General features: G+C 61.6%; 12 protein-coding genes. 7 read left to right on the top strand and 5 right to left on the bottom strand.

Annotated elements, in window-relative coordinates; translation table 11 throughout:
* The first annotated feature begins 90 nt into the window (after nucleotides 1-90).
* The 5 genes from AB8E48_RS01220 (at nucleotide 91) to AB8E48_RS01200 (ending at nucleotide 8,199) form a co-directional block, all read left to right on the top strand.
* The gene (locus AB8E48_RS01220; RefSeq protein WP_368885497.1) at nucleotides 91-1,053 is read left to right on the top strand and encodes a Rossmann-like and DUF2520 domain-containing protein; all 963 of its coding nucleotides are present in this window, start codon (nucleotides 91-93) and stop codon (nucleotides 1,051-1,053) included.
* Nucleotides 1,050-1,997 (top strand): pantoate--beta-alanine ligase, encoded by a 948-nt coding sequence (gene panC, locus AB8E48_RS01215; protein ID WP_368885496.1) that lies wholly within the window; start codon nucleotides 1,050-1,052, stop codon nucleotides 1,995-1,997. Before AB8E48_RS01220 ends, panC begins: the two co-directional genes overlap by 4 nt.
* A 52-nt stretch (nucleotides 1,998-2,049) precedes the next feature.
* A complete protein-coding gene (gene lysS / locus AB8E48_RS01210; RefSeq protein WP_080974860.1) occupies nucleotides 2,050-3,633 on the top strand; it encodes a lysine--tRNA ligase in 1,584 nt (527 codons plus the stop codon).
* Nucleotides 3,634-4,316: 683 nt separating this feature from the next.
* The gene (locus tag AB8E48_RS01205; RefSeq protein ID WP_060824230.1) at nucleotides 4,317-4,670 is read left to right on the top strand and encodes a histone-like nucleoid-structuring protein Lsr2; all 354 of its coding nucleotides are present in this window, start codon (nucleotides 4,317-4,319) and stop codon (nucleotides 4,668-4,670) included.
* A gap of 961 nt (nucleotides 4,671-5,631) precedes the next feature.
* Nucleotides 5,632-8,199 (top strand): ATP-dependent Clp protease ATP-binding subunit, encoded by a 2,568-nt coding sequence (locus tag AB8E48_RS01200; RefSeq protein WP_368885495.1) that lies wholly within the window; start codon nucleotides 5,632-5,634, stop codon nucleotides 8,197-8,199.
* Between the two features lie 134 nt (nucleotides 8,200-8,333).
* On the opposite strand, the gene AB8E48_RS01195 is transcribed toward AB8E48_RS01200, so the two are convergent.
* Nucleotides 8,334-9,371, bottom strand: a complete 1,038-nt coding sequence (locus tag AB8E48_RS01195) for an A/G-specific adenine glycosylase (protein WP_368885494.1) — start codon at nucleotides 9,369-9,371, stop codon at nucleotides 8,334-8,336.
* A gap of 93 nt (nucleotides 9,372-9,464) precedes the next feature.
* Between AB8E48_RS01195 and AB8E48_RS01190 the strand changes: the two genes are divergently transcribed.
* Complete coding sequence (locus AB8E48_RS01190; protein ID WP_368885493.1) at nucleotides 9,465-10,262, top strand: hypothetical protein; 798 nt, start codon at nucleotides 9,465-9,467, stop codon at nucleotides 10,260-10,262.
* A gap of 91 nt (nucleotides 10,263-10,353) precedes the next feature.
* Here the strand turns inward: AB8E48_RS01190 and AB8E48_RS01185 are convergent, their stop codons facing one another.
* Complete coding sequence (locus tag AB8E48_RS01185) at nucleotides 10,354-10,578, bottom strand: phosphoglycerol transferase (RefSeq protein WP_311468978.1); 225 nt, start codon at nucleotides 10,576-10,578, stop codon at nucleotides 10,354-10,356.
* Nucleotides 10,579-10,714: 136 nt separating this feature from the next.
* The gene (disA, locus tag AB8E48_RS01180) at nucleotides 10,715-11,791 is read right to left on the bottom strand and encodes a DNA integrity scanning diadenylate cyclase DisA (RefSeq protein WP_070634644.1); all 1,077 of its coding nucleotides are present in this window, start codon (nucleotides 11,789-11,791) and stop codon (nucleotides 10,715-10,717) included.
* A 208-nt stretch (nucleotides 11,792-11,999) separates the two neighbouring features.
* Between disA and AB8E48_RS01175 the strand changes: the two genes are divergently transcribed.
* Complete coding sequence (locus AB8E48_RS01175) at nucleotides 12,000-13,448, top strand: DNA repair protein RadA (protein ID WP_296545048.1); 1,449 nt, start codon at nucleotides 12,000-12,002, stop codon at nucleotides 13,446-13,448.
* A gap of 151 nt (nucleotides 13,449-13,599) precedes the next feature.
* On the opposite strand, the gene AB8E48_RS01170 is transcribed toward AB8E48_RS01175, so the two are convergent.
* Both AB8E48_RS01170 and AB8E48_RS01165 read right to left on the bottom strand, forming a co-directional pair.
* The gene (locus AB8E48_RS01170) at nucleotides 13,600-14,928 is read right to left on the bottom strand and encodes an FUSC family protein (protein ID WP_311468982.1); all 1,329 of its coding nucleotides are present in this window, start codon (nucleotides 14,926-14,928) and stop codon (nucleotides 13,600-13,602) included.
* A gap of 163 nt (nucleotides 14,929-15,091) precedes the next feature.
* Nucleotides 15,092-16,849: a polysaccharide pyruvyl transferase family protein gene (locus AB8E48_RS01165; RefSeq protein WP_368885492.1), complete on the bottom strand. Its 1,758-nt coding sequence runs from the start codon at nucleotides 16,847-16,849 to the stop codon at nucleotides 15,092-15,094.

The raw sequence follows: 16,849 nt of genomic DNA, 5'->3' as shown, positions 1-16,849 counted from the left end.
CTAGTAAAACTGCAGAACCCATCCTGCCGTCGGTGTTCTTCGTGACACCGGCGGCAGGGCCTGCGTGAAAGGGAGAATATACTTAAAGCCGTGATACAGCATTCAAAACCTGCGCGTTTGGGCATTGGAATTATTTCCGCCGGGAGGGTTGGCGCCGTCCTCGGCGCGGCTTTGCGCGCCTGCGAACACACTATTGTGGGTGTTCATGCGGTGTCTGAGGCTTCTCAGGAGCGCGCCGCGATGCTGCTTCCCGATGTGCCTCTGCTGTCGGTGGAGCAGATTGCCGAACGTAGTGAATTGCTGATCCTTGCGGTTCCCGATGATGAGCTACCGGGCCTTGTCACCTACCTGGCGTCCTCGGGAAGTGTTACCGCCGGTCAGATTCTGGTGCACACCTCCGGCCGCCACGGCACCGAGGTTCTTGCGCCAGCGACCGCGCTGGGTGCTATCGGTTTGGCGATTCACCCCGCCATGACCTTTACCGGCATGTCCGTGGACCTGCAGCGCCTGAACGGCACCTGCTTCGCCGTGACCGGACCGGCGCCTTTCATCCCGATTGCTCAGGCACTCGTGGTGGAGGTGGGCGGCGAACCCGTGCACGTTGCCGAGGCTGACCGCGCGCTCTACCACGCAGCCCTGGCGCACGCCGCGAACCACCTCGTGACCATCCTGGGCCAGTCCCAGCAGATGCTCGCCTCCATCGGTATTGAGGACCCGGCACGCTACATGGGGCCGCTCGTGCGAGCCGCCGTGGACAATGCGCTCGCCAGCGGTGAGGGGGCTCTGACCGGGCCCGTGGCACGCGGAGATTCCGGTACCGTGAAGGCTCATCTGCATGCTCTGAATGAGTACTCAGAGCATGAGAAAACAGGTGATATTACAGACTCTTATGCCGCTCTGGCACACGCAACCGCAAAAAGAGCGCATAATAGAGGTTTGTTAAACGATGAACAACTGGGACGAATTGAGGATCTGCTGGGCGATTCTTCGGAATGCAACCACCCCGGCGATATTGACGATTCAACCCCCGAAAACAAGGAGTTCTCGTCATGACTGAGACTTCGAAGCCCCGAGTCGTGACCACCATTGCGGAGTTCCGCACGGCAATCACCGAATCTCTTGCCGCAGCGCAGGAGGAACTGGACCGTACCGCACGCCAGGAGGCGGAGCAGAACGGCACCGCAGTTCAGTACAAGAACGCATCCCTGGGCTACGTGCCCACCATGGGCGCCCTGCACGACGGCCACGCAACCCTGTTGCGTCGCGCCGCTGAACAGAATGATGTAGTGGTCGCCTCCATTTTCGTGAACCCGCTGCAGTTTGGCCCCGGCGAGGATTACGAAGCATACCCGCGCACCCTGGAGGCAGACGCTGCCCTGGCTGGTGCCGCCGGCGTGAGCATCATTTTCGCCCCCTCGGTGGAGGAAATGTACCCCGACGGTGACCCGCTCATCCGCATTTCGAGCGGCGAGCTGGGCACCAAGTTTGAGGGTGCGACCCGCCCCGGCCACTTTGACGGTGTGCTGACCGTGGTGAATAAGTTCTTCAACATTATTCGCCCCGCTGCGGGTAACCACCCGGTGAATGCGTACTTCGGTCAGAAGGACGCTCAGCAGTACATCCTGATCCAGCGTATGGTTCACGACTTTAACCACGACGTGACCATGCGTCCGGTGGCGATTGTGCGCGACGATAACGGCCTGGCGCTGTCTTCGCGTAATAGCTACCTGTCGGATGAGGAGCGCGAGTCTGCCCTGGTGCTGTCCCGCACCCTGGCGATGCTGCGTGAGAATTCGCTGAACCGTGGCTTCCACGAGATTGATTTGGAGGGTGCGCGCGAGCGGATTAATTCCACTCCCGGCGTGCGCCTGGACTACTTGGAGTTGGTTGATCCGATGACTTTCGGTGAGCCGACTGAGGAGTCGGAGCGAGTGCTGGCACTGGTTGCTGCGTTCGTTGGCCCGACCCGCCTGATTGACAACATGGACCTGCGCTAAGCGTTCGCTCGTTTAGAAGAGTCCCCAACACACTACACAGATAGGTATCACCGTGAGCACTGAGCACACTGCCGCACCGGCGATTGCTGATATGTCCGAGCAGATGCAGATTCGCCTGGAGAAGCGTGCGAAGCTGATCGAGTCGGGTCGCGAGGCATACCCGGTGGGTTTGCTGGATTCTGAGGGTAACCGCGTGGAACCCAACCACATTGAGGATCTGCGCGCCGAGTACGATCCGAAGCTGGCTGCTGAGGAGCTGAAGGCTGGCGACGAGACTGACCGTGTGGTGCATGTTGGTGGCCGCGTGGTGTTCGTTCGTAACACCGGTAAGCTGTGCTTCGCGACCCTGCAGGGTGGCACCGAGGGCAAGCGCATCCAGGCGATGCTGTCGCTGGCTGAGGTGGGCGAGGAGTCCCTGGCTGAGTGGAAGTCCCTGGTTGACCTGGGCGACCACGTGTTCGTGACCGGCCGCGTGATTGTTTCTCGCCGCGGTGAGCTGTCCATTATGGTGACCGACTGGAAGATGGCGTCGAAGGCTCTTCGCCCCATGCCGGTTCTGCACAAGGACCTGAACGAGGAAACCCGCGTTCGCCAGCGTTACCTGGACCTGATGGTTCGCGAGGAGGCTCGCGAGCTGGTGAAGAAGCGCGCCCTGATTACCCGCACCGTCCGCCGCGTGCTGGAGGATCACGGCTACATTGAGGTTGAGACCCCCGTTCTGCAGCTGGTGCACGGTGGCGCGACTGCTCGCCCGTTCCGCACCCACCTGAACGCTTTCGACCAGCCGATGACCATGCGTATTGCAACCGAGCTGCCGCTCAAGCGTGCAGTGGTCGGTGGTATTGAGCGTGTGTACGAGATTGGCCGCGTGTTCCGTAACGAGGGTGTGGACTCGACCCACAGCCCCGAGTTCACCACCCTGGAGTGCTACGAGACCTACGCAGACCAGTTCGTGATGGCTGAGCGCATGAAGGAGATTATCCAGAGCTGCGCGAAGGCTGTCGGTACCGAGCGTATTGAGACCGAGAACGGCACCATCGACCTGTTCGGTGAGTGGAAGTGGGTTGGCGTGTACCCGGGCCTGTCCGAGGCTGTGGGCGTTGAGATCACCCCCGAGACTGACGCTTCCGTTCTGCGCGAGATTGCTGAGAAGCACGAGGTTGATATCGACCCGAAGTGGGACGCTGAGAAGCTGGTGACCGAGCTCTTCGGTGAGATCGTTGAGCCGACCCTCGTGAACCCGACCTTCGTGTACGATTACCCGCCGAGCGCTCAGCCGCTGGCTCGTCCGCACCGTTCCGGTGAGCCTCTGATTGAGGCGTGGGACCTGATTATTGGCGGTATGGAGCGCGGTACCGCGTTCTCCGAGCTGATTGACCCGGTCATTCAGCGTGAGCGCCTGACCGCTCAGTCGCTGCTGGCTGCTGCCGGTGATGATGAGGCGATGGAGCTGGATGAGGACTTCCTGCGCGCCCTGGAGCACGGTGCACCCCCGATGGGTGGCCTGGGTCTGGGCATTGACCGTCTGATTATGCTGCTGGCGGGCGACCAGGATCCGGAGCGTCCGGGTACTGTGGTGCGTCAGCCCGGTATTCGTGAGACTATTCTCTTCCCCCTGATGAAGCCGGAAGCCTAAGCTTTAGCTTCACCTTGAGAGGCGATAATGCGGCGGGTGCCGCGGATACGGTGTGTATCTGCGGCACCCGCCGTTTTGTGTGAACTGTTTTGCACGGTGTATAGCGTGTGCTGTGGGCTTAAATTGGTATTTGCACAGGTCAGAGGCTTTTTCGGTGCTTTTTTGTTCCATTCTGGTGCTGATTTATGCTGCTCTATTCATTCTGGCGGGGGTTTCTGTTCTTATACACGAATGTGTCGTATAGAAAAGAATGAGGTGCTGGGATAGGGGCAGAATTTCGCTTTTGAATGGTTCGGAAATGTGCGGCGTGAATGGTCTATTGTGGGGGTCTGTGTGGGTGGTGCATTTCCTACAGATTGTTGGGCGGTGCTGGGTGCGCATTATTTGATATTTGTCTCCGTGTGTGCGCAAGAGAATCCAAAGTATTTGCACTCCAAACTGCACATTAATGTGTGGGGTGGGTACGGATTTATGCGGAGACGAACGGAATGGATATATCGCTCAGAGCGATCAGCGCATTATTTCAATATTCAGGATATTTTCGGAATCTTTAATATATTTCTGTTACTATGTGAAAGAAAATTAGTACATAAATATATCCGGCACACTATTTTCTCAATCTCCGATAGAGGCTTTTGGGTTTAATCCACAGGATATATGCAATCAGATGAGGAGGTGCCTCAATGGCACAGAAGGTTCGCATCATCCTTGAAGACGATCTCGACGGCGGCCCCGCAGACGAAACCATCCGTTTTGGCCTGGACGGTGCTCACTACGAGATCGACCTGTCCTCCGCTAACGCAGCTCGCCTGCGTGACGCTATCCGCCCCTTCGTAGCGAAGTCCCGCCGCGTGCAGGGTACCGCTACCCAGCGCACCCGTGCACCCCGCGGTACCGCTGCTCCGGTCAAGCGCAACCCCGAGACCGCAGCAATCCGCGAGTGGGCTAAGGCTAACGGCCACAAGGTCTCTGACCGCGGCCGCATCCACCAGGATATTCAGGACGCATACTACGAAGCAATGAAGGCTCAGGGCTAAATAGCTCTCAGGCTTATGCATTGTGCATTACCGGAGGGGCTGGTTCCTTAGAGTTCTATGCTTCCGGTATTCAAGGCGGACGGTGTTCTCACCGTCCGCCTTTTGTTATGCCTTCATGTGCATGCTGATATGTTCTGCATATCTGAATAGGGGAGGGGATGTTTTGTTTCAAAATCCAATTAACTATTTACATGTAAAATATATTGGGTGTCCTGATGGTACATTCTGCGCAATGATGAGAGGGATGTTGGTCAACCGTAACGACATATCCTGCATTTGGAAACTGCGTTCATTTAGATTTCATGCATCGGCAGGAACACTAAAGGTGTTAGCGCATTAATCTCTTCGGCACTGTTGTTATTTGCTGGGATATTCACTTGGTATGGGCCGCGGTGCATGCGCTGAATGGGGTAGAAAATAATAAGCGTGCTGCCCGTGTGCTGTCGTGGAGATTTGCCATGATACTTTCCTGATGTCGAGATGATTGTCGGAGGAAATTCTGCTGTGGATTGCCTGGGAATTATGTGGAAATATTCTGCCAATAATCGAGCCGTATATATTTTTGCGAATTATTGAAATTTCTCACGTAAACATATAAATTTTTAAAAATTTCTGCAATATATTCACGCGCGTGCAGAAAACTGGGGGTTCTCGTGTGGGTCTGTGTGGCTTCTTGTGGGTTCTGCTCTCCCGAGCGCCCTCGTATCGGCGCTACCGCCCCTCAGAGCCCACTTGCAGAGCCTCCGCACCTGCTTTCCGACCTCTCCCTCACCGGTGGGAGCTACTCCTTGGAACCTCCCCAAAATCCCGCGGAACCCCCTCCTAGGCGCCCGAAACCGCGCCTAAAACGCCCCGAACAGCTCATCTGTTCTCTTGATGGCGAACAGGCGCCCACACGCGGGGCATAAACCCGCAGCTCAACGTACTCTTGTATCAATAGGAAAATGCAAGGAGTGCGTAAATGTTTGAACGCTTTACCGACCGAGCTCGGCGCGTTGTGGTGCTTGCCCAGGAAGAGGCACGCATGCTCAACCACAACTACATCGGTACCGAACACCTGCTGCTCGGTCTGATTCACGAGGGCGAAGGCATCGGTGCTCGCGCCCTGGAATCATTGGGCGTTACCCTGAACGCAGTACGTGAACAGGTTCAGGACATCGTCGGCCCCGGCCCCCAGGCGCCTAACGGTCACATCCCCTTCACCCCCCGCGCGAAGAAGGTTCTCGAACTGTCCATGCGCGAGGCTATTCAGCTGAACCACGGCTACATTGGCACCGAACACATCCTGCTGGGCATGGTTCGTGCAAACGAGGGCGTGGCAAACCAGGTGCTGGTCAAGCTGGGCGCTGAGCCTGCCGCTGTGCGCCAGGCCGTCATGGACCTGATTTCCGGCTACCCCGGCAACAACTCCGGTGAGAAGGAAACCGCCGGCGTGGGTGCAGGTAACTCCCGCGAAGGCACTCCCGCGGGTTCGACCATCCTGGATCAGTTCGGCCGTAACCTCACCGCCGCAGCGCGTGAGGGCGAGCTGGACCCGGTCATCGGTCGCCACAAGGAGATGGAACGCGTCATGCAGGTCCTCTCCCGCCGTACCAAGAACAACCCCGTGCTGATTGGTGAGCCCGGCGTCGGTAAGACCGCCGTCGTGGAGGGCCTGGCACAGGCTATCGTGCACGGTGACGTCCCCGAGACCCTCAAGGACAAGCACCTGTACACCCTGGACCTGGGCTCCCTGGTCGCAGGTTCGCGCTACCGCGGTGACTTCGAAGAGCGCCTGAAGAAGGTCCTGAAGGAGATTCGCTCCCGTGGCGACATCATCCTGTTCATTGACGAGATTCACACCCTTGTCGGTGCGGGTGCCGCAGAGGGCGCGATTGACGCTGCCTCCATCCTCAAGCCCATGCTGGCTCGAGGCGAACTGCAGACCATCGGTGCCACCACCCTGGATGAGTACCGCAAGCACATCGAGAAGGATGCCGCCCTGGAGCGCCGCTTCCAGCCGATTCAGGTGGACGAGCCCTCCCAGGAGCTCGCCGTGCAGATCCTCAAGGGCGTGCGCGATAAGTACGAGGCACACCACCGCGTCACCATTACCGACGAGGCAATTGAGACCGCCGTGAACCTCGCGGCACGCTACATCTCTGACCGCTTCCTGCCGGATAAGGCTGTCGACCTGATTGACGAGGCGGGCGCACGCCTGCGCATCAAGCGCATGACCGCACCCCCGGAAATCAAGCTACTCGACGAGAAGGCAGCCAAGCTACGCCAGCAGAAGGAAGACGCCATCAACTCCCAGGATTACGAGAAGGCCGCAGGCCTGCGTGATCAGGAGCAGAAGGTCCTGGCTGAGAAGGAAGAAGCCGAGAAGGCATGGCGCGAAGGCGGCGACGCATTCGGCACCGTGACCCCCGAGGTTATTTCTGAGGTTCTTGCCGCTTCCACCGGTGTTCCGGTCTACAAGATCACCGAGGAAGAGTCGACCCGCCTGCTGACCATGGAGCAGGAGCTCCACAAGCGCGTTATCGGCCAGGAGCACGCTATTGCGGCGCTGTCCCGCGCTATTCGCCGTACCCGTGCAGGTCTGAAGGACCCGCGCCGCCCCGGTGGTTCGTTCATCTTCGCCGGCCCGACCGGTGTGGGTAAGACCGAGCTTGCCAAGGCTCTGGCGGAGTTCCTGTTCGGCGATGAGGATTCGCTCATCACCCTGGATATGTCCGAGTACCAGGAGAAGCACACCGTCTCCCGTCTGTTCGGTGCGCCTCCCGGCTACGTTGGCTACGATGAGGGCGGTCAGCTGACCGAGAAGGTGCGCCGCAAGCCCTTCTCCGTGGTCCTGTTCGACGAGGTGGAGAAGGCTCACTCCGACCTGTTCAACTCGCTGCTGCAGATTCTTGAGGACGGCCGCCTGACCGACTCGCAGGGTCGCGTGGTGGACTTCAAGAACACCGTAATCATCATGACCACCAACCTGGGTTCCCGCGATGTGAACCGCCGCATCCCGGTTGGTTTCCAGGCGATGGACGACACCGCAGCCGACTACGAGCGTATGCAGGCACGCGTGATGGAGAACCTCAAGGAGCACTTCCGCCCCGAGTTCCTGAACCGTGTGGATGACATCATCGTCTTCCCGCAGCTCTCCGAGTCTGAGATTCTGCAGATTGTGGACCTGTTTGTGGGCCGCCTGGCTAAGCGCCTGGCGGAGCAGGATATGTCCATTGAGCTGACCAACGCTGCGAAGGTTCTCATGGCGGCTAAGGGTTACGACCCGTCCATGGGTGCCCGTCCTCTGCGCCGCGAGATGCAGCGCAACATTGAGGACGCCCTGTCCGAGAAGATTCTCTTCGGCGACATCAAGCCTGGTGAGAAGATCACCGTGGACGTTGAGGGTGAGGGCGACTCCGCGAAGTTCGTCTTCTCTTCTCAGCCGATGAAGGAGCTGGCTCTGGACTCGGTGCAGGAGCTGAACGAGGATGCCGCAGAGGCTCCCGCAGCTGAGGCACCCGCCGCTGAGGGTCAGGGCAACGACTAGGCTCTGGAATAAGCTCTAGGTAGCTAGGCTTTAGCGCACTAAACGCCTGTGGGGCGGTACCGGAATGATCCGGTACCGCCCCTCAGGCGTTTCTATGCTTTTGGGAGGCTCCAGGAGCCTCTCTGCGGCGGGTACTAGAGCGAGACGAGCACTGTATCACCCTGCGTGACTTCGCGGGCGAGAGAGTCCGCCAGCAGCCCCGCATAGCAGCGTTGCAGCTGTTCGGCGGCAGGGGAGAGCGCATACAGTGCCTTGAGCGGGCGGTGTACCGCCTCGGGTGCATCCACGGGGAATACCAGGTCGGGTGAAGAGGTTGCACCGGCAGTTGAGGACGCACCCGCGCTCAAAATCAGCTCGCGATTCACCGGCTCATGCGCTGCACGCAGCACCGCCATGACCGCGCCGCGCACCTGGCGGTCCGTGCCGTGCCAGCTCTGGCCCTTGGGCGTGTAGTCCGCCTCCGGCTTGCCTGCCGCAACCCAGGCGCATAAATCCTCCACCGGGCACAGCTGACAGGTCGGGGACTTCGCCGTGCAGACCAGCGCGCCAAGCTCCATGGTCGCCGCATTCCACAGGCAGGAGGTGGGGGTGTCCGCGGGCATGAGCTCCTCCGCCAGGCGAGTCTCAGCCGCCGTCAACGAGCGGGAGGGCAGCGCCTTGCCGGAGACCGCGCGCGCGTGCACGCGGCGGATGTTCGTATCAATGACCGTGGCGCGCAGACCGAACGCGAACACGCTAATCGCCGCCGCCGTGTAGGAACCCACGCCAGGCAGAGCCAGCAGCGCCTCGTAGTCGGCGGGAACCTCGCCGCCGTGCTGATCCACAATCGCCACTGCGGCACCGTGCAGACGCTGCGCGCGGCGCGGGTAACCCAACCTGCCCCAGGCGCGCACCGCCTCCGAGGCGGGCTCGGCGGCAAGGTCGGCGGGGGTGGGCCAGCGGCGCATCCACTCCTCCCACACGGGCAGCACGCGCTTGACGGGGGTCTGCTGCAGCATGAACTCGCTGACCATCACACCCCAGGGGGTGCACTCGTCGCGACGCCACGGCAAATCGCGTGCCTGGTCGAGGAACCATCCATTGATTCGGTGGTGGAGTGCCTCGATGTTGGTGCCTTCGGGTAGGGCGGGTTCGGGGCGTGTGCGTGCGGTGCGTTTGGGCTCTGAGGTCATCCGAAAAGCCTACGCCACAGGGCATATATTCCCAAAACCGCATGAACGGGGTTCACTGTGATTCTCAGGGTTAAACCCGGTATCCTTAAGGGTATGTCTGAAAATGGTCCCGTTCTGCCTCCCGAAGTCTACCGCCGCCGTCGTATCGTGGCGGTCATTGCTCTGCTCGCTGTCATTCTGCTGCTGGTCGCCGGCGTGACCTCCATGGTCGGCATGATTAACGGCAAGAAGGACGCCACTGTAGCCTCCACCGCGACGGCTTCCGGTGCACCCTTCCAGAGCTTCAGTGCTCGCCCCTCCGAAACTGCTTCGGCTACCCCGTCCGCTAGCGTGACTGCCTCTGCGTCGGCTAGTGCTACTGCTTCGGCAACTCCTTCGGTGACCGCTTCTGCGGCACCCACCGCAAGCGTGACCACCGCGGCCGCAACCCCTGCAGCAACCACCCCCGCGGCGACCCCGACTGCTCCCGCACCGGCACCCTCGGTGACCACTGCGGCTGTTGTTGCGGCATGTACCGCGAACGACCTAAAGGTGACCGTCACCCCCGCGAAGCGTACCTTCGCTGCCGGTGAGCAGGTGTCCTTCCACGTGACTTACACGAACTCCTCGAAGACCCCCTGCGCTGTGGGCGGCGAGGGCGCGAACACCGGCGTGGACCTGAACATCACCTCCGGTGCGGCTCAGGTGTACACCCGCAGCCTGTGCGCGGCGACCGCCGTTCAGAAGGCTGAGGTAGCCGCAGGTGCCGAGGGTGCAACCGACCTGGCGTGGGACCGTAAGATCAACGTGCTGGGTTGCTCCTCCGCTTCGACCGCTCAGAAGGGTTCCTACTGGGCTTCGGCTACGGTCAATGGTGTGACCTCGGCTCCGGTGAACTTCGTGATTCAGTAGTTCACTTCTATAGTTTTTGCCCCGTGTGGGCGTGAGAAGCCCCCGTGCTGGATGTTCTTCCGGCACGGGGGCTTTAGCTTTTATTTGGTTATTACTTGGAGGCGCGAGGCTTAGCAAAGCGGCGCTCGCCCAGGTACCCGAGCAGACTACCGAAAGCGGTCCACTGCAGTGCCGCCAGTAGCAGGGTGGACAGGTCGGTCACCTCAAAAGAGTTTGGGATGACCTTGAACCACAGTAGCGGCAGGTAAATCAGGAACAGAATGGGGGATGCCCACACGAAGAATGGGACAGAGCGCTTAGTTCGTGAGTACGACATTGTGACCTCCTGGGGGTGTCAAGGTGTGAAGGGTAAGCTTCACTGTCACTACATCATAATGCAAAAGGTTCTCGTGAGGTCAGAAAAAAGCCCCCGTGCTGGATCTTCTCCGGCGCGGGGGCTTGTATGGGTCTTCTTAGAGGTACTTTTCCAGGCTGCTCTCCGCCATGCGGGAGAGCTGCTCACGCACTGTGCGGGCACGAGCCTCACCCACACCGTCCACAGCGCGCAGGTCTTCAAGGGACGCCGCCATGAGTGCCTGCAGGCTACCAAAGCGCTCCACCAGACGCTCAGAAATAGCGTTCGGGATGCTCGGAATACCGGCGAGCAGACGGAAACCGCGCGGCTGCAGGGGGAACTCCAGGTCCGGGTTCTCACCAAAGCCGACGGTGCGGGCAATCGTGCGCAGATCCACGATGTCCATATCGTCCAGGTTCTGCAGAGCCTCAACGCCGGCGGTAATCAGCTCGTCGTTCACCTCGGGCAGGTAGTCGCGCAGGATCAGGTCGCTGGCGGTCATCTCGGGGGCGCGCAGCTCCTCCAGCTGCAGGGCAATCAGGCGGCCGTGCACGCCGAGCTCCAGCACGTAGTGGCTGACCTCGCGGATAATGCGGTTCACCATCTCCATGCGCTGCAGGGTCATCGCCACGTCGCTCAGGGAAACGTTCGACTCAATCTCCTGGGAGGAGAGGTTGGAGAGCACCGAACGCAGACGCTTCTTATAGCTTTCAAGGGTCTGAATCGCCTGGTTTGCGCGAGCCATCAGGTACTGGCTGTCCTCAACCATGTAGCGGGTGCCGTCAACGTACACCGAAATCACGGACATCGACGCGCTCACCGAAATCACCGGGAAACCGGTCTGAATCGCGGTGCGCTCGGCGGTGCGGTGGCGGGTGCCGGACTCGTTCGTTTCAATGGAGGCGTCCGGCATGAGCTGCACGCCGGCGTGCAACAGGCGGGTGGCGTCGCGGTCGCAGATGATAGCGCCATCCATCTTCGCCAGCTCGCGCAGGCGGGTTGCCGAGAACTCAGTGTCGATGTTGAAACCGCCCGAGGACAGGGAGGATACGGTGCGGTCGGATCCGAGTACGATGAGTGCGCCCGTACGGCCACGCATGATGCGTTCCAGGCCCTCGCGGAGCTCGGTGCCGGGGGCGATTCGGGCGATAGTTTTAAGCAATAGGTCACTATAATTCATCTGCACGAAAACCATTGTACCCGTAAGGGTGGTTATTGAGCCAGGTCAGGGGCGGAACGGCGGGCTAAAGTGCCTCAAAAACGAACGGATATTCTCGATATTTATACGGGAGTGCACCGGGCTAAACTATCTGCGTTTAAGAGTAAAAATGCGTTCTGTGGCACCCCATTTCGCCGTGACCAAACACCGCGCACCATATCGCCCCAGACCCTAAAATAGACCCATGACCGCGCGTACGAAAAACACCAAAACCGCACCCGCCTACCGCTGCACCGAATGCGGCTGGACCACCGCCAAATGGGTAGGCCGCTGCGGCGAATGCCAAACCTGGGGCACCGTCGAAGAAGCCGCCGGGGGCACCCGCGCGCGCACCCGCGCCGCATCCAGCGTGCAGAAACCCGCCCAGCCCATCGCAGAAGTCGACTCGCGCGTAGCCGCCTACATGAGCACCGGAAACCCCGAATTTGACCGCGTGCTCGGCGGCGGACTCGTACCCGGCGCGGTCATCCTCATGGCGGGCGAACCCGGCGTGGGTAAGTCCACCCTGCTGCTGGATGTTGCCGCCACCTTTGCGCGCGGCACCGCCGGAATCGCGGGGGAGAAGGGCGCGCAGAACAACCCGGCGCAGAATAGCGCACCCCAGCCGCCGCGCCCGGTGCTGTACATCACCGGCGAGGAATCTGCCGCGCAGGTCAAGCTCCGCGCCGACCGCATCGGCGCCATCGCGCAGACCCTCTACCTAACCAGCGAAACCGACCTCGGCACCGCCCTGGCGCACATTGAGCAGGTCAACCCTTCCCTGTTGGTCATTGACTCGGTGCAGACCCTCGCCTCCGCGGAAGTTGAGGGCAGCGCGGGTGGTGTGACCCAGGTGCGGGAGGTCGCAGCCTCCGTGATTGCCGCGGCGAAGGAACGCAATATGTGCACCCTGCTCGTGGGCCACGTGACCAAGGAAGGCACCATCGCGGGCCCGCGCCTGCTTGAGCACCTGGTGGATGTGGTCTGCCAGTTCGAGGGTGATAAGCACTCGAATATCCGCATGCTGCGCGCTATTAAGAACCGCTTCGGACCCACCGATGAGGTGGGCTGCTTCGACATGCACGAGGACGGCATCGCCCCCGTGCTGGACCCCTCCGGCATGTTTGTTTCGAGCACCCCGCACCCGGTGGCTGGCACCTGCGTGACCGTCACGATGGAGGGCCGCCGCCCCCTGCTCGCCGAGGTTCAGGCGCTGCTGGATCAGGCGGTGGCACCCGCCCCCCGCCGCACCGTTTCCGGTCTGGATTCGGCGCGTATCCAGATGCTGTTGGCGGTGCTGCAGCGCCGCGCCGGGCTGAACGTGGGCAAGCTCGACTGCTACGTCTCTACGGTGGGCGGCGCGAAAATTGCCGAGCCCGCCGCCGATTTGGCGTGCGTCATGGCGCTTGCCTCGGCGGCGCAGAATAAGCCGCTACCGCGTAAGCTCGCGGTCTTTGGCGAGGTCGGTCTGGCGGGTGAGGTACGTGCCGTTCCGGGCATCCGCCAGCGCATTGCGGAGGTGGGCCGTCTGGGCTTCACGCACGTGCTGGTGCCCGCCTCCCCGACCGGTGTGGGGGACGTGCCCGAGGGCGTGACCGTGCGTGAGGTAACCACCCTGGGTGAGGCGCTCGCGCTCCTCTTCCCGCAGAAGTAAAACCTTTAAGAACACAGTAGAGGGGGCTCCCAGCTGGCGTGAATGCCGCCGGGAGCCCCCTCCGTTGTGCGTCTTGGTGGGTTGCCGCTGACCCCGCTAGAGCCGAGCTAGAACCCAGCTAGAACCCAGCTAGAAACCCTCCAGAAACCTGTTAGGAGGAGCGGCTCTCCTCCTCGTTCTCGTGCAACATAATGTTGATCGAGCGGGTGTTGAGCTTGTTCGTGCGGTGGGTGTTCACCGCGCTATCGGTCACGTCATCAACCACCGTGGAGTCGTCCATGTCAGCGTCGACAATCGGGATTGCCGAGGTTCGTGGTGCGTGCTTCGTGACCGCCTCACCCAGGGGCACCAGAACCGCCACGGCATCCTTGTGGGACATGCCGGTCGCCTCCAAAAAGTCGACCACAATCAGGCGGAGCATCAGCACCAGCGACTCACCCTCAAAGGTCGCCACACCCATGGTGCGCGGCTCGAGGGTGCCGGCAAGCTTAATCATGCGCTCGCGTGCCGCCATCATGTAGTGCTCGCGTTCGCCTTCGGTGGGTGCAGACATGCCCAGGCCGAGGCTTTGCGCCGCCAGCGACAGCTCGGTTAGCGCGTCACTGAGCGAAAGCTGTGCGGCAGTACGCAGCTGCACGTGGTGAATCGTGGACGCCATGCGGCGGTTGAGCACGCGGTCGTTACGAATCGCCAAATCCACCGCGGCGAGGGTCTTCGCCATGCGCGCCAGCTCGCCCTTGCTCTTGCGGCTATTCCACGACAGCTCGCTCATGCCCTGCGCGGTAATCAGGTCACCGCGGCACGCATCGTAGAGCGGCTGCAGGGCGCGCGCATCGAGCAGACTCTGGTACGCCTTGTTGTAATCGTAGTAGCGGATTGCCTCGGAGGAGAGCTGGAAAACCTTCGCGAACGCATCCATGAGGGCCTGTGCGCGGGCACGCGGGTTCTTACGCGGGTCGCGCGGCATCAGGTACATGGCGAGGAATGCAAAGGCGCCACCCACAATGCCGTCGAAACTGCGGGTGAACGCATCGTCAGGTACGGGCAGCAGCAACGTGAAACAGGCCTGGAAGCTGAGCTGAATCGTAAAAATAATGCCCTTATCAATAAATCGGGCAATAATCACGGTCAAGAAAAGCACCACTGCCGCCTGCCAGGTACCGTGACCGAGCAGGATCAGCAGAAGGTCGCCAATGAGAATGCCGAGGGTCACACCGAAGGAGACCTCAAGGATTCGGCGGGAATGCTTAGCACCGCTTACATAGCCGAGGGATACGAGGGCAGCCACCGGCGCGAAAATGGGCTCGTGGTGGCCCAGAACGCGCTCAGCGAAAAGCCAAGCGCCCATAGACGCCGCAACAATCTGCACAGACTGAAAGAAGTCTGCTCGGACTCGGTGAATACCCTCACGGATGAACTGTCGGGTGTTCTGTTCAGTAGTGCGTAGAATGTCTGCGAATCGTGCCATGGGCACCATCATACCGGCGCACATGCGGTGCACAAGGGGGTAGGGGAGTGTTGGGTTGAAGTGTGAGAGACCCCGCGCCCCGAACCCCGCTTAGCGCCCCGGCTTGGGTGGTTTTGCGTGCCGAAACCTCAGCTTGCGTGCCGAAACCCCAGTGCAAGGGGGCTTAGCCGCGAATCTAGCCGCGGAGGCGGCGCGCCACCCTCGCCAGCAGGCCCGGCTGGGCGGGGTGCATCTTGGCGGGTGCTTCAGAATCAGGCTCAATGGTGATGGGGCGCGTTTCTTCTGCACCGTGTGCCCCGTGAATACCGTGCGCGCTGTACCCGCCGATTGCGCGGGCGCGCTCGAGCTGCCGGCGGTGCTCGGCATCCCAGGAGTGCGCCCGGTCAGACATCGCCCACTCGAACCCCGCGGTGAGGGAGGTTTCGGTGAAGAGCTCGCGGGCGGCACGGACGGTCGCGCCCAGCGGTTCGGGGAGCGCCGGAACCTGCTCCACGGCGGGGAAGGGTGCGGGTGCTTCTGCTTCGCCGTGATTTTCTGACTCGCCGCGAATTTCTGCGTCGGATGCAAGAATCTGCGCGAGCAGGTAGGCGCGCTCGGCTCGTAGCGCCTCCAGCAGTTCGATGCGGCGTGCATCCGATGCCACCGCCGCGTGCCGCAGGGCGGCGGTGATCATCAGCTCGGGAACACCACCGGCAAGCATGCCCAATGGCAGGGTGAACTCGCCCAGCCCGTACAGGCTCAGGGCGCCGCCCACGCGCATCTGCGTGAAGGCGTCCGGCACGAGGGCGAGCACGGGAATACCTGCCGCGGCGGAGAACACCGCCGGGTGGTAGCGGCTGGTCAGGGTGAACGCCGCGCCACGGTGCACGGTGACGCTCTGGTCGGCGTGCAGAATCGGCAGCAGGGTCGCCGGGGTGGAGGTGCTGAGCCGCTTGGCGATGCGCTGGTGCACCTGAATATCGCCGCTTGCCGGGTCCTGCGGGTCGCCGTAGTGGCTCAGGAACACGGGCGCGTAGCTGTGCTCGCGCCACATGCCGTCGAGCAGGTGCGCGATTTGCTGTGCCTGCTGGTCGGTGCACTCGTTGACGGTCACACAGACGTGCTGCTCGGGCAGCTCATCAAGCGCCTGACCTGCGGAAATACCCTCCGCATAGTGCAGGGTACGCGCCGGGGAAGCCACCCGATAGTCGGTGGCATCGTCCACGCTCAGGCGCGCGTCAATACCCCGCTCACGGCACCAAGCGAGGGAAGAACGTTCACGCACCGTCACCGAGTGGGCGGTGCGTAGCATGCGCTCGAGAACCTGCGCGTCCTCGGGGTTGAGGATCGGGCCCAGGGACTGGCCGGTCACGTACACGGGCACGCCCGCATGCTCGGCGGCACGCACCGCAGCGGCGCGTTCGTAGAGCAGCCAACCGTAGCGGGAGTTGAGGTTACCGCCGCCGGAGACCACGACCGCGTCCATGGCGGCGATGGAGCCTGCGAACTCCACCATGCGCTCGACGGTCTGCTCCAGCGGATGCAGCACCTCGGGCAGTGCCTGCACCTGCGGTAGCGCCACCAGCTCGGCGGTTGAGGGGCGCTCCCGGTTGGCGTGCAGCTCCACCAGGATGCACTCGAGCGCCGCAAGGGTCAGCTCGCGTTCAGCCGGTGCCCAGGGGAAGAGGAAGAACGGCAGGTACTCGTAGGGGGCGCCCGCCTTATGAGCAGCCGCGCCGATATAGCGCGCTGAATGGCCCACATCGCGGGTCATGAGGGTGACCGCCGCGCCGCCTTCGGAAAGCGCCTGGGCGCTCGCAATGGTCATGGCTTCGTCGCCCACGTGGTAGGTGTGCTGGCCGATATCGCCGATGACGAGTACGCGCGGTGCTTCAGTAAAGTGCGGTGCTTCAGTAACGGGCGGCGCTGTAGAAGAATGATTATTCTCTGTCAC

The organism is Rothia mucilaginosa (genome assembly GCF_964211445.1).
Taxonomy (GTDB): Bacteria; Actinomycetota; Actinomycetes; order Actinomycetales; family Micrococcaceae; genus Rothia; species Rothia mucilaginosa_E.
The sequence above is the reverse complement of the archived record's forward strand: the minus strand, read 5'-3'. Positions and strand labels throughout refer to the sequence as shown.